The organism is Marinobacter vulgaris, from assembly GCF_003344045.1.
In the GTDB taxonomy this organism is placed as follows: domain Bacteria; phylum Pseudomonadota; class Gammaproteobacteria; order Pseudomonadales; family Oleiphilaceae; genus Marinobacter; species Marinobacter vulgaris.
Genome location: NZ_QFWX01000003.1, coordinates 207,267 through 220,664 on the forward strand (window position 1 = coordinate 207,267; position 13,398 = coordinate 220,664).

Annotated in this window: 12 protein-coding genes; 3 read left to right on the forward strand and 9 right to left on the reverse strand. The window is 57.5% G+C overall.

From position 1 onward, the window contains the following. Nucleotides 1–94 precede the first annotated feature (94 nt). From DIT71_RS07175 to DIT71_RS07205, 7 genes are all read right to left on the reverse strand, one after another. A complete protein-coding gene (locus tag DIT71_RS07175) occupies nt 95–574 on the reverse strand; it encodes an acyl-CoA thioesterase (RefSeq protein ID WP_114612528.1) in 480 nt (159 codons plus the stop codon). A gap of 127 nt (nt 575–701) precedes the next feature. Further along, nucleotides 702–1,262: a hypothetical protein gene (locus DIT71_RS07180; RefSeq protein ID WP_144114485.1), complete on the reverse strand. Its 561-nt coding sequence runs from the start codon at nt 1,260–1,262 to the stop codon at nt 702–704. Between the two features lie 158 nt (nt 1,263–1,420). Next, nucleotides 1,421–2,116, reverse strand: a complete 696-nt coding sequence (locus DIT71_RS07185) for a TSCPD domain-containing protein (RefSeq protein WP_114612530.1) — start codon at nt 2,114–2,116, stop codon at nt 1,421–1,423. Nucleotides 2,117–2,146: 30 nt separating this feature from the next. Then, nucleotides 2,147–4,285, reverse strand: coding sequence for an adenosylcobalamin-dependent ribonucleoside-diphosphate reductase (locus tag DIT71_RS07190; RefSeq protein ID WP_114612531.1), 2,139 nt, complete (start codon nt 4,283–4,285; stop codon nt 2,147–2,149). A 509-nt stretch (nt 4,286–4,794) separates the two neighbouring features. Next, nucleotides 4,795–5,589, reverse strand: a complete 795-nt coding sequence (locus tag DIT71_RS07195) for an ABC transporter ATP-binding protein (RefSeq protein ID WP_114612532.1) — start codon at nt 5,587–5,589, stop codon at nt 4,795–4,797. Between the two features lie 10 nt (nt 5,590–5,599). Next, complete coding sequence (locus tag DIT71_RS07200) at nt 5,600–6,502, reverse strand: ABC transporter permease (protein ID WP_114612533.1); 903 nt, start codon at nt 6,500–6,502, stop codon at nt 5,600–5,602. A gap of 61 nt (nt 6,503–6,563) precedes the next feature. After that, entirely contained in the window at nt 6,564–7,538 is a 975-nt protein-coding gene (locus DIT71_RS07205) for an ABC transporter substrate-binding protein (protein ID WP_114612534.1), read from the reverse strand. A 312-nt stretch (nt 7,539–7,850) separates the two neighbouring features. Here DIT71_RS07205 and DIT71_RS07210 point away from each other — a divergent pair, with 312 nt between their 5' ends. Both DIT71_RS07210 and DIT71_RS07215 read left to right on the forward strand, forming a co-directional pair. Then, on the forward strand, nt 7,851–9,518 hold the full coding sequence (locus tag DIT71_RS07210) for an AMP-binding protein (RefSeq protein ID WP_114612535.1): 1,668 nt from the start codon (nt 7,851–7,853) through the stop codon (nt 9,516–9,518). A gap of 67 nt (nt 9,519–9,585) precedes the next feature. Next, nucleotides 9,586–10,071 (forward strand): thioesterase domain-containing protein, encoded by a 486-nt coding sequence (locus tag DIT71_RS07215; protein WP_114612536.1) that lies wholly within the window; start codon nt 9,586–9,588, stop codon nt 10,069–10,071. 10 nt (nt 10,072–10,081) lie between these two features. Here the strand turns inward: DIT71_RS07215 and DIT71_RS07220 are convergent, their stop codons facing one another. Both DIT71_RS07220 and DIT71_RS07225 read right to left on the reverse strand, forming a co-directional pair. After that, nucleotides 10,082–11,770: an ABC transporter permease gene (locus tag DIT71_RS07220; RefSeq protein ID WP_114612537.1), complete on the reverse strand. Its 1,689-nt coding sequence runs from the start codon at nt 11,768–11,770 to the stop codon at nt 10,082–10,084. A 92-nt stretch (nt 11,771–11,862) separates the two neighbouring features. Further along, nucleotides 11,863–12,879, reverse strand: coding sequence for a Fe(3+) ABC transporter substrate-binding protein (locus tag DIT71_RS07225; protein ID WP_114612538.1), 1,017 nt, complete (start codon nt 12,877–12,879; stop codon nt 11,863–11,865). 206 nt (nt 12,880–13,085) lie between these two features. On the opposite strand from DIT71_RS07225, the gene DIT71_RS07230 reads away from it, so the two are divergent. Continuing rightward, nucleotides 13,086–13,358, forward strand: a complete 273-nt coding sequence (locus DIT71_RS07230; protein ID WP_114612539.1) for a PilZ domain-containing protein — start codon at nt 13,086–13,088, stop codon at nt 13,356–13,358. Nucleotides 13,359–13,398 lie beyond the last annotated feature (40 nt).

The window sequence follows — 13,398 nt, forward strand, 5'->3', positions numbered from 1 at the left end:
TTTTTGAGATGGTAAGCTTAAGGTAAAAAAACCGTGTGCACACAATAAGTCTGTCCCGGTTTTGAGAGGCTGGTTCGCGTCTCGGGCGCCGGTCTCATTTTTTATGTAGCGCCCTGTAGCGTTCCTCGAGTTCGGCACGAATTGCCCGGCGTTCCTTTCCGTTGGCAAATCGCCGGATCTGATCATCGGTACGTGGAACCAGCTGCGGCACGGCGACGGCTTTGCCGTTGTCATCAACCGCCACCATGGTAAAAAAGCAGCTGTTGCTATGGCGAACCAACTTGTCGCGAATGTTCTCGGTGACTACTTTAATGCCGATCTCCATTGAGGTGCGGCCGGTGAAGTTCACACTGGCCAGAAAGGTGACCAGCTCGCCCACATGGATGGGTTGCAGGAACATCACCTGGTCGACGGACAGGGTAACGACATATGTCCCCGCGTAACGGCTGGCGCAGGCATAGGCGACCTCGTCCAGGTACTTCAGCAGGGTGCCGCCGTGCACATTGCCGGAGAAATTGGCTTTGTCCGGCGTCATCAGGACGGTCATGCTCAGGCTTGTTGAATGGTTTTCCATGGTGTTTCTCTGGTGGTTTGTTATCCAGTATAGGTGCCCGGGTGCTGGCAGGTGACAGTACTTATTAATCTCCCTCGAAAGTCACCAGATCCACATCGGTCACAAAAAACAGATCTGTCCCGGTTTTTTACTCGCACAGATCTCTTGGTGCCCGTTCAATCTTTTGTGTGTTCGAAGTTTTTCCGGCCACGGGAATTATCAAAAAGCCAGTCCCGGCGAAGGCAGTCGATTGGGTGATGCGGCCCTGGCCAGAGGCATCCAGTCCCAGGGTTGTCTTACTGGTCACCACACCAATGAAGGGATTGCCAGGCTCGCGGGCGCCGGAGGCGATGTATTCTCGCTTCAGCTCAAGCAGGCCGGCCTCAAACTCGAAATCTTCTCCTTCCTGGAATCGGGATTGTTTGAGCACGACACCATTCGAGATCGCAGAAGCGATTAAACTGTTGCCATCACCTTTCTGAATGTTGACCGCCTCTGGCCTCGTTTCTGAAGGAAACGCGTCCGGCCAAAGGATGGAGGTCAAACACGCGGGCGCTGAGCCGTCCGATGGGTTGCTGCAATTTCTGTAACAACCGACAAACGCATCAAGGTTGGGCGATTCCGCGAATCCGATGTCGTTTTCCGTCACTTCTGTGGAGGCGCAGCCCGCAAACAACAGGAACAGTGTCATTAGAACGGCTTGTTTCATTTCAACGCCAATTCCTTAGAGAGACCTTTTTGAAAAATAGCTCTATACCAGTGATTCGAACACTTGTCGCATAGCCCCGCCTTTTTAACCCCTCCGAAAACAAAAAGGCCCGAAGTTCTCGCTCCAGGCCTTGTCGTCACTCATCGCAGTCAATCACCTCAACCGCACTTACTATCGCCACAAGACAGGCAGGTCGCACACCCGTCCATCACGATCACCGCCTTGGTGTTGCACTTGCCACACATGGTGGCGTTGGGTGGGAAGTCGCTGGCTTTGTCGTCATTGGTGGCCGTGCTGTGGCTGGCTTCGAACTCGGCGCGTTTTTCGGCGAGGATGCGCTTGGTGGTTTCGCTCATTTCCTCGCTTTCCATCAGGCCGATGGCCTTCAGGTGCTTCTCGATCACGGCGCCGATTTCAGCCACCAGGGAGGGCATGAATACGCCGCCTTTCTTGAAGTAACCGCCGTTGGGGTCGTACACGCTGCGCAGCTCTTCCACCAGGAAGGTCACATCGCCACCCTTGCGGAATACCGCAGAGATAACGCGGGTTAGGGCGATGACCCACTGGAAGTGTTCCATCGACTTGGAATTGATGAACACTTCGTAGGGCTGCCGGCTTTCGTGGTCGGTGCCTTCGTTGAGCAGTATGTCATTGATGGTGATGTACATCGCGTGCTCGGCGATTGGCGGCTTGATTTTATAGGTCGTGCCCAGCAGGAAGTCCGGCCGCTCAATGTATTCGTTCATCTGAACGGGCTTGATTTCCGTCGGCGCGGCTGCCGGTTGTGCATTCGCTTCCGGGTCGGCTTTCTTGACGCGGTAGCCGACGATTTTGTTGCTGATTTTAACTGTCATGATGTCCTGTCCTGTGTCGGTTATCGCAGATCAATACTTACCGTAAGTGCCTTCTTTGAGCGCATCGAAGAGATTGGCGGCGTTGTGGATTTCGCCGTCGTACTCAACTTCCTCGTTGCCCTTGAGGGTTACTTTGCTGCCATCGTCCAGGGTGAACTCGTAGAGGGTATTTTCCAGATCCTTTTCCTGGACCAGTACGCCCTGGAAAGCTTCCGGGTTGAAGCGGAAGGTGGTGCAACCTTTCAGACCCTTGTCGTAGGCGTACATGTAGATGTCTTTGAAGTCCGGGTACGCAAAGTCCTGGGGGACGTTGGCAGTCTTGGAAATGGAGGAGTCCACCCACAACTGCGCAGCGGCCTGGATGTCCACGTGCTGCGCCGGTGTCACATCTTCGGAGGTGGTGAAGTAGTGGGGCAGGCGCTTGTCTTCTTCTTCGGAGAAGGGCATGGCACCGGGATTGACCAGGTGGCGGTAGGCCAGCAGCTCGAAGGAGAATACGTCGACTTTTTCCTTGGTCTTACGACCTTCGCGGATGATGTTGCGCGCGTAGTGGTGCGAGAAGCTCGGCTCGATGCCATTACTGGCGTTGTTGGCCAGTGACAGGCTGATGGTGCCGGTGGGTGCGATGGAGGTGTGGTGGGTAAAGCGCCCACCTTTCTCAGCCAGCTTTTCCACCAGCTCAGGCTCCACGCCGGCAATCTGCTGCATGTAACGGCTGTACCTGGCGTGCAGTACGCGACCCTTGAGCTTGTCGCCCAGCTTGTAGCCATCCTCGGACAGCTGCGGGCACTTGGTCAGCATCTTCGGCGTTACTTCAAACTCGTCGTCCATGATCGGCGCCGGGCCTTTCTCTTCGGCCAGGGCCAGGGACTGGCGCCAGCCTTCCACCGCCATTTCACGCACAACGTCTTCGGTGAACTGCACGGATTCGGAGGAACCGTAAGGCATGCGTAACATGGCAAGGGTGGAACCCAGGCCGAGGATGCCCATGCCGTGGCGGCGCTTGTAGGTGATTTCGTGGCGCTGTTCTTCCAGCGGCAGACCGTTGATTTCCACCACGTTGTCCAGCATGCGCGTGAAGATGGCCACTACCTTGCGGTACTTCTCGTAGTTGAAGCTGGCCTTGTCGGTGAACGGGTAGTCCACGAACATGGTCAAGTTCACGGAGCCCAGCAGGCAGCTGCCATACGGGGGCAGGGGCTGCTCGCCACAGGGGTTAGTGGCGCGGATGTCTTCGCAGAACCAGTTGTTGTTCATCTGGTTGACCTTGTCGATCAGGATGAAACCCGGCTCGGCGTAGTCGTAGGTGCTGGTCATGATGGTGTCCCAGATGAACTGGGCTTTCAGGGTGCGGTAAATCTTGCACGCCACCTTGCCTTCGTCGTTGACCACGTAGCCTTTCTGTATCGGGAAGTCGCGGTAGACAAACTGGCTACTGTCGTTCAGGTCCAGACCTTCGTCGGCGGCTTCTTTCTGGGTCACGGGGAAAGACAGGTGCCAGTCGTCGTTGTTGCGCACGGCTTCGATGAAGTCTTCGGTGATCAGCAGTGACAGGTTGAACTGGCGCAGGCGGCCGTCTTCGCGCTTGGCCTGGATAAAGTCGATCACGTCCGGGTGGTGCACGTCAAAGGTGGCCATCTGGGCTCCACGGCGGCCACCGGCAGAAGACACGGTGAAACACATGCGGTCGAAGATATCCATGAACGACAGCGGTCCGGAGGTGGTGGCGCCAGCACCGGCTACGTAGGCGCCTTTTGGGCGCAGGGTAGAGAACTCGTAGCCGATGCCGCAGCCTGCCTTGAGCGTGAGGCCGGCCTCGTGGTTTTTCTCCAGAATGTCGTTCATGGAATCCTGGACGGAGCCGGACACGGTGCAGTTAATGGTGGAGGTGGCCGGTTTGTGGGCTTCCGCGCCGGCGTTTGAGGTGATGCGGCCAGCCGGGATAGCGCCGTGGCGCAGGGCCCACGCGAACTCTTTCATGTGCTTGGCGCGGTCGGCCTTGTTTTCCACTTCCGAGAGGGCAGTGGCAACGCGGGTATAGGTTGCCTCGATGTCCTTGTCGACCGGCTCACCGGTCTTGGTTTTCAGCTGGTACTTGCTGTTCCAGATGTCCAGCGAAGCTTCCTGCATTGGAATGGTTGTTATCACGGCCTGTGCTTTTGCGTTCATTACTGCCCTCGAATGTCCGTTGTATCTTTCGATGACCGCTGCGAACCGCACCCGGCCATACCCCGATGTTTCTTCAAACTGTGTCAGCCCGGCAGGCTGTCGTGCTTCAGATCTGGTCAAACACTAGATCTGGTGTTTTTCTTTCCCGCCGCAAAGCCCGGGAAGGGCCTGGTGGCAGGTTTAAAGGAAAGAGGTTCACCCTCTGTTTAACGGGTCGTATCCTGTGCTCCGCGTAGTGGTGAGCGGGCAAGAAAACCCCATATATGGGTGAATAGTTGATGAGTATAACAGGATATAGTGGTCTGTGAATAAGAAGACGACTATAGATAGCGGCTGAAAGCGCAAGAAATTCAATGAAGGAATGCTTGAAAACAGGAAATTGCTCTGGAAACGCCGGCTTGAGCGGGTTCGCCAGAAACCACTAGATGTAGTGGTTAAAAACTGTGCAGGAGCGAGCCCGGAAAAATGTTCGGCGGGGAAATATTCGTCATTCCCCCGCCGGTGGGGCCTTAACCCAGCAGCAGGCTGTCGTCGGTAATCTCCAGCCCCCGCTGCTTCTCGAACAGTTCCAGAAGATCCTTCACTTCGAGGCCTTCACGGTCCTTGCCGGCAATGTCGAACACCACCTGGCCCTGATGCAGCATGACCGTGCGGTCGCCGACTTCCAGCGCCTGCTTCATGCTGTGGGTGACCATCAGTGCCGTGAGTTTCTGTTGCTCAATGATCTGGGTAGTCAGCGCCAGCACGAACGAGGCTGTTTTCGGATCCAGTGCGGCGGTGTGTTCGTCCAGCAGCAGAATGGCGGAGGGTGTCAGGCTGGCCATCAGCAGGCTCACGGCCTGGCGCTGCCCACCGGAGAGCAGGCCCATCTTGTCTCCAAGGCGATTCTCCAGGCCCAGGTTGAGAGAAGCCAGGCTGGATTTGAACTGCTCCAGGTAGCGGCCCTTGACCGCGGCGCTTAGCCCGCGGCGTTGGCCGCGTTTTATGGCCAGTGCCAGGTTTTCCTCGATGGTCAGGCCTTCGCAGGTACCTGCCAGCGGATCCTGGAAAACCCGAGCCACACTGCCTGCCCGCTTGTAGGTGGGCAGTTTGGTGACGTCCTGGTTATCCACGATAATCTTGCCGCTGTCTACCATCACCTCGCCGGCGAGGGCGTTGAGGAAGGTGGACTTACCGGCACCGTTACTGCCGATAACAGTGACGAACTCGCCCTGATTCACGGTCAGGCTCATGCCGCGCAGGGCCGGGTTTTCCAGGGGCGTACCCTTGCCGAAGGTCAGTGTCAGATCGGTTGCTGTAATCATGTGTCCCCCTTCAGGCTTTTTTGCGGGTCAGCCGCGCGATAACGGACGTGCGAACACCGGGCAACACAATGGCCAGTGTGACCAGCACCGCGGTGATCAGGTTCAGATCCTGCGCCTGCAGGCCCAGGAAGTCCGCGTTCAGTGCCAGGGCAATGGCCAGCCGGTAGATAATGGCGCCAATCACACAGGCGATCAGGGCGCGTACCACCGAGGAAGGGGTCAGCACGGCTTCCCCGCCAATCAGCGAGGCCAGGCCAATCACGATCACGCCCACACCCATGGTGACGTCTGCCGCCCCCTGGCTCTGGGCGAACAGGGCCCCTGCCAGGCCCACCAGGCCATTGGACAGGGCGACACCCAGAACGATCATGGCCCCGGTGGCGATGCCCTGTGCCCGGGCCATTCTCGGATTGGCACCGGTGGCACGCATGGCCAGGCCGGTTTCGGATTTCATGAAACGCCACAGCAGTACCAGACCCACCAGCACCACCAGGGTAAACAGCACCACCGGCACCTGATGAAATTCCAGATCCAGGTTGTACCAGGGTGTGAGTACGGTTTCTTCGGTCAACAATGCAATGTTGGGGCGGCCCATGATCCGCAGGTTCACCGAGTAGAGCGCAATCATGGTGAGGATGGAGGCCAGCAGATTGAGGATATTGAGCTTGACGTTAAGCAGGGCCGTTACGGCACCGGCGCCCATACCGGCGATCACGGCGGCGCCGGTGGCCAGCCAGGGGTTTACGCCCTCGATAATCAGCACGGCGGCAACGGCGGCGCCCAGGGGAAAACTGCCGTCTACCGTAAGGTCCGGGAAATCGAGTACGCGGAAGGAAATGTAGATACCGAAGGCAACGAGGCCGTAGATCAGGCCGGTTTCTATGGCGCCGTAAAAGGCAATATTGCTAAGCATGGGGCAGGTTCACCGTAAATGAAAACGGGCAGCCCTTGTGAGGCTGCCCGTGAACAGTGTGTTATTGGTCGCTGTTTACGACTTCTTCCGCATCGCCGATCAGGTCGTCGGATAGGGTAATGCCCATACGCTCTGCTGCAGCGGGGTTCACGAACAGTTCCAGGGTGTCGACGGACTCCACATCCATGTCACCCGGGTTTGCGCCTTCCAGGATACGGGCCACCATGGCACCGGTCTGACGGCCGTGGTCATAGTAGTCGAAACCGAGAGCGGCAACGGCGCCGCGGCTGACGGTGGCGGTGTCAGCGGCGAATACCGGAATGCCGGCACGTTCGCCGACCGAGATCACCGCCTCTACCGCGCTGATAACAGTGTTGTCGGTGGTCAGGTAGATGGCGTCTGCCTTGCCTACCAGGGAGCGCGCGGCACCAAGCACTTCAGAGGTTTTGGTAGCGGCAGCTTTAACCAGTTCCATGCCGCGGGCTTCCAGGCGTTCTTCAATCAGCTCCACCAAGGCGACAGCATTGGCCTCGCCGGGGTTGTAGACAGTACCAATGCGTTTGGCATCCGGAACCACGCGCTCAAGCAGGTCGAGATGGCTTTCAATGGGCAGCATGTCGGTGACGCCGGTAATGTTGGCACCGGGCGCCTTCAGGCTTTTAACCAGTTTGGCACCCACTGGGTCGGTCACTGCCGAGAACACTACCGGCGTGTTACGGGCTGCCGCGGCCATGGTCTGGGCCGATGGTGTGGCAATGGCGACAATCACGTCGGGGCCTTCCCCGACAAACTTACGGGCGATCTGCGAGGCGATGGCGGAGTTGCCCTGGGCACTCTCGTGCATGATGCGCAGGTTATCGCCATCCGTGTATCCGCGCTCTTGCAGCTCGTCCCTGACTCCCTGGTATACCGCATCCAGTGCCGGATGCTCCACGATCTGGGTGATGGCGACAACGCGCTGGTCATCACCCTGGGCAATAGCGGCCATTGCCAGCAGGGCAGTACCCAACAGCGTGCGCAGAATTCGATTGGCCATAAGCCGGTCTCCCGAGTCAGTTCAATATGTGTGGCGCGGCCTGGGTGCAATCGTGCCGTCTGAGTGCCGAACGCCCGTTTAATAACGGGGCGAGAGTTTACCACAGGCTATTGGCTTGCGGGGTAGCGGAAGCTACCTTATTAATCAATTTCACAGGGGAGAAGCGGCTACTAGAATGGAGGTGGGGATAGTTTTATTCGCATCACGTTTTGACGGCCAAGGATGTGTTCAAATAGGCTACTTAAGTCGAATACGTAAAACCCCTTACAAAAACAACCTCGATAACCCCAAGACGCACTGCAAGGAAGGCCCATGGACACCACCAACAAACTCCCCCTGGATATGCTCTATCACTGGGAAACTGCCAAGGCGGACACCCTTTACATGACCCAGCCCGTCGGTAACGGCAAGGTCGTCGAGTACACCTGGAAAAGGGCAGTGGATGAAGCCCGCCGTATGGCGTCCTATCTGAAGTCCCTGAACCTGCCCGAGAAGAGCCGTGTGGGGATCATTTCCAAGAATTGTGCCCATTGGATCATGTCGGACTGGGCCATCTGGATGGCCGGCCATATTTCCGTGCCACTGTATCCCACCCTGAACGCGGATACGGTGAACTACATCCTGAGCCACAGCGAATGCGAGGTTCTGTTTGTTGGTAAACTGGATGATTGGGACATGATGAAATCCGGGGTTCCGGAGAATGTTCGGTGCGTGTCCTATCCGCTGAGTCCACCCAACGACTTTGAAACCTGGGATGACATTATTGGCCAGTTTCCGCCGCTGGAGGGGAATATCCGGCGGGATGCGGACGAGCTGGCCACCATTGTCTATACCTCAGGCAGCACCGGCCGCCCGAAAGGCGTGATGCTGAGTTTCGGTAACATGGCCTTTGCTGCGGAAGGCGGCATGGAAGTGCTGAAAGTCGGTTCCGGGGAGCGCATGCTCTCCTATTTGCCGCTGGCCCACGTATTCGAGCGCACTTTTGTGGAACTGGCATCTTTGTATGCAGGGTTCCAGTTATATTTTGCCGAATCCCTGGATACCTTTGTACAGGACCTGCAACGGGCCCAGCCCACGCTGTTCCTCTCGGTGCCCCGCCTGTGGGTTAAGTTCCAGCATGGTGTGCTGCAGAAGTTGCCGAAAGAGAAGCTTGATAAACTGCTGAGGATCCCCCTGCTGAACCGGGTGATCAAGAAGAAGGTACTGAAGGGCCTGGGGCTGGACAAGGTCAAGCTGGCCGGCAGCGGCTCCGCGCCGCTGTCCCACGATGTACTGGACTGGTACCGCAACCTGGGCCTGGAGTTGCTGGAAGGCTACGGTATGTCAGAGAACTTTGCCTATTCCCATATGAACAAGCCCGGCCGGTCGCGTACCGGTTATGTGGGCGAAGCACTGCCCGGCGTGGAAGTGAAGATCAGTGACGAGGGCGAGATTCTTGTGAAGAGCCCGGCGACGATGATGGGGTACTACAAGGATGAAGAGAAAACCCGCGAAACCTTTACCGACGATGGCTTCCTGAAAACCGGGGACAAAGGCGAAGTCGACGAGCAGGGCCGGCTGAAGATAACCGGTAGGATCAAGGAAATCTTCAAAACCAGCAAGGGCAAGTACATTGCGCCGGCGCCTATCGAGAACCGGCTGATGTCCCATGAAGCCATCGAGATGGTGTGCGTCTCGGGCGCCAACCAGACCCAGCCCCACGCGCTGGTCATGCTGGCTGAAGAAATTCGCCCGAAGCTCGCGGACGAGGCTTACCGGCGGGAAATCGAGGAGAGCTTCAAGCAGTTGATCACTGATGTGAACAAGACGGTGGATCCCCATGAGCAGCTGGCGTTCATTATCGTGGTTAGCGACGAATGGTCCATCGAGAACAGCTTCCTGACCCCGACTCTGAAGCTGAAGCGTAACGTGGTCGAGGATGCCTACCAGGAACAGATCGAAAGCTGGTACGCCAAACGTCAGCCTGTCATCTGGCAGTAAACCGACGTAAGTCGCATAGGGAAAGGGTGAAAACGGGCCTAAACTGAAGTCACGTTCAGGAGGGAATATGACTCAGTTAGCCCGGTTTCAGAAACGCATTCAAAGCATGATACCGCTCTCGGAAGCGTTGGGTGTGAAACTGCTTTCCTACGATGGCCATGCACTACTGATCAGTGCTCCCCTGGAGCCCAACCATAATCATCAGGGGACCGGTTTTGGAGGCAGCGTTTATTCGGTCGCGGTGATTTCAGCCTGGGGTCTGGTCGAGCTGGTTTTGTCTGATCTCGGTTTGTCCGGCAAGGTGGTGATACAGGTGGGTGAAATCGAGCATATCGAACCCGTCGACAGTGACTTCTATGCCCTGTGCCGTCTCCCCGGTGGTGAGATTCCCGACCGATTTCGCAAGAGCCTGGCCCGCCACGGCAAAGGCCGCCTGTCGCTGATTGCGGAAGTCTATTGTGGTGAGCCTTCAACGGAGCCGGTCAGCGAACCGGTAGCCGTGTTCCAGGGCCGCTTTGTGGTGCAGGGTGCCCATTCCAGACCGGTTATCTAGCTCATGGGAATCAGCTGATGGATCGCGTGCCGGAAATGGATTTGCTCATCAGAATAATCGGTATGATGCCGGCCAGCACGATAATCAGTGCCGGCAGCGCACTCCGTGCCAGCTGTTCGTCTGAGGCAAACTGGTACACGTAGGTGGCGAGCGTCTCAAAGTTGAACGGCCGCAGAATCAGCGTGGCCGGCAGCTCCTTCATCACGTCCACGAACACCACCAGAGCAGCGGTAATCAGGGTGCCCCTCAACATGGGGAGATGCACCTTCACCAGCGTTTGCCCGGGGGTATGCCCCAGTGACCTGGACGCCATGTCCATGCTCGGGGTGATTTTCTGCAGGGCGCTTTCCACGCTGCCCGCCGATACCGCCAGGAACCGCACGGTATAGGCAAAGATCAGTGCGAAGGCCGAACCACTGAGCAGCAACCCGCTGCTGACCCCGAAAGTGTCCCTCATAATGCTGTCCACCCGATTGTCGAACGCCGCCAGGGGCACAATCACGCCTACGGCAAGCACGGCCCCGGGCATGGCATAGCCCAGGCTGGAAAGCCGCATCATGATCTGCATGCCACGGGTATTGTGAAGGCGGCGGCTGTAGGCCAGTGTTACCCCGATAATCAGCGTTGTCAGGGCAGCGGTGCCGGACAGGAACAGGCTGTTAAGGGTGTTACGGATGAAGTCTGTGTTCCAGCTTTCGTCAAAGTACTCCCAGGCGTACTGGCCAAGGGTGATGGCTGGCAACAGAAAGCCAAAAATGACGGGCAACGCGCAGACGGCCACGCAGATCAGCTGGCGTGGAAATGACATGGTGAAGCGGCGAATGGGCTCGCGGTTGTCCCGTGCTGCAAACTGCTGCTGTTTGCGTCGAGAGTATCGTTCAAGGGTGACCAGGATGACCACAAAGGTGAGCATGGTGGTGGCAATCTGCGCCGCACCGCCCAGGTTGCCGAGGTTCATCCAGGTGTCGAACAAGCCTGCGGTGAGCGTCTGGACGGCAAAGAAATCGACGGTGCCGAAATCGTTGAGTGTTTCCATCAGTACCAGTGAAAGGCCTACGGCGACCGCGGGGCGTGCTATGGGCAGCACCACCCGGAAAAAAGTGCTCAGTGCCGAGTGACCCAGGCTGCGGCTGACGGCAAATAATGAAGGCGACTGCTCGAGAAAGGCAGCCCGCGCCAGGAGATAGACGTAGGGGTAAAGCACCAGGCCGATCATCAGCGTAGCGCCCTCCAGGCTGCGGATCTCCGGGAACCAGTAGTCAGTGGCATTACGCCAGCCGAACCACTCCCGCAGGGTGGTCTGAACCGGCCCGGCGTAATCCAGCAGGCTGGTGTAAACATAGGCGATCACATAGGCCGGTACCGCAAAGGGCAGCAGCATGGCCCATTCGAAAAACCTGCGCCCGGGGAATTCGCACATGGTGACCGCCCAGGCAGTGGCCAGACCAATGGTCAACGTGATCAGGGCAACGCCGACCATCAGTTTGAGGGTCGTGGTCAGGTAGCGGGGAAGGGTGGTGTCCAGCAGGTGAGGCCAGATGTTTTCTTCGGGGAACAGGGCGAGGATGATCACTGAAAGAACCGGCAGAACCACAATGGCCGTGGTAAGAGCCGCGGTTATCAGCCAGCGCTTCGAGGTCCGCTTGGCCAGCAGGGGTTGGTCAGCTCCGGTCTGGTCTGCGGTAATAGCCTCGGTCATAGGGTCCCTTGGGGTTCATGAAAAGCTCAGGGCCGGGATTGTACAAAAAAGCCGGGACCATCGTCCCGGCTTTTTTGGGTGAAGCGCCTGAATCAGTTGTCGTAATCGACGCGGTCCACCATGCGCACTGCTGCATCGCGGTTATCTGCAATTTCCTGCAGGGAGAGATCGTCGGGATTGATGTCTCCCCACTCGGCCACGATGCCAGAGGGTTTGACGTCGGGATTGGCGGGGTATTCGGTATTCGCCTCGGCGTAAATTTTCTGGGCTTCGGGTTGGGACAGAAATTCCATCAGGCGAATGGCATTTTCCCGGTTGGGAGCGCTGTTGGTTAGTGCAACGCCGCTGATGTTGATGTGGGTACCACGGCCGTCGGCATTGGGGAATACCAGCCGCACCGCCTCTGCCTGTTCACGCTGGTTCTCATCGTTCAGCATGTTGCCATAGTAGTAGCTGTTGCCAATGGCGATGTCACATTCGCCAGCATGGATGGCCTTGATCTGGTCGCGGTCGCCGCCCTGGGGCCTGCGCGCCAGGTTATCCTTCAGGCCTTCCAGCCACTCTTCGGTTGCTTCTTCACCGTGATGGGCAATCATTGAGGAGAACAGGGCGATGTTGTAGGGGTGCTTGCCGCTACGGGTGCAGATGCGATCTTCCCACTTGTCATCGGCCAGGTCTTCGTAGGAGGTGATCTCGCCTTCTTCAACCCGCTCTTTGGAAGCAAAGATCAGGCGGCCACGGGTGGTCAGCGCAAACCACTTTCCGTCCGGGTGGCGCAGATTTTCCGGGATGTTTTCCTCAAGAGTCTCGTTGTCGACGCTTTGCACCAGGTTCCGCTCAACCAGCTCGCTGAGGCGGGAGATGTCCACCGTCATCACCAGGTCAGCCGGGCTGTTGCGACCTTCGCGTTCCAGGCGCTCTGCCAGGCCTTTCTTGGCAAAAACCACGTTGGTCTCAATGCCAGTTTCCTCTTTAAACGCATTCAGAAGAGGTTCCAGCAGATAGGCCTGGCGGTAGGAATAGATGTTGACCTCTCCCTCAGCGGCGCTGGCCTGGATTGGCAGGGCGCATGCTGCAGCGAGGGCGGTAACGGCTAGTTTCAGACGCATATTGTGGCTTCCTTGGTTTGTTCCGGTAAGCGATAGTGTGCTGAATCGGGCTGAACTGTATTGAGATTCAGCAATGTTTAAAAACGAAAACCAGTCTCATTACTGTTCAGTGTTATGTCAATACGCCGTTGCCAACTTCTTCGAAAAATGGTGCTATGCTTCGGAAGACTATAAAAACTATGCAAAAAGTGGCGGGCGCACAGACTATGGGTGGGAATGATCGCAGAATACACAACCGCACGGCGATGAGTGCCAAGGTCCGCGTGACTCATGATGAACTGGGTGACTTCGTGTTTTCGACCAGAGACATCTCCGACGGCGGTGTATTCGTGGTGGTGGACACAGAGCCGTTTGTGCCATCGATCGGCGACAGGGTCCAGGTCCAGGTTCAGGGTCTGCCGGTACCCGCCCCGGTGCTGGATATGGTTGTGGTGCGCAAGACCATCGATGGATTCGGTTTGCAGTTCGCAGACGCGTAGCCCGCAGTTCACAACCCGCCTCTCACAGGCGCTCAAGTGT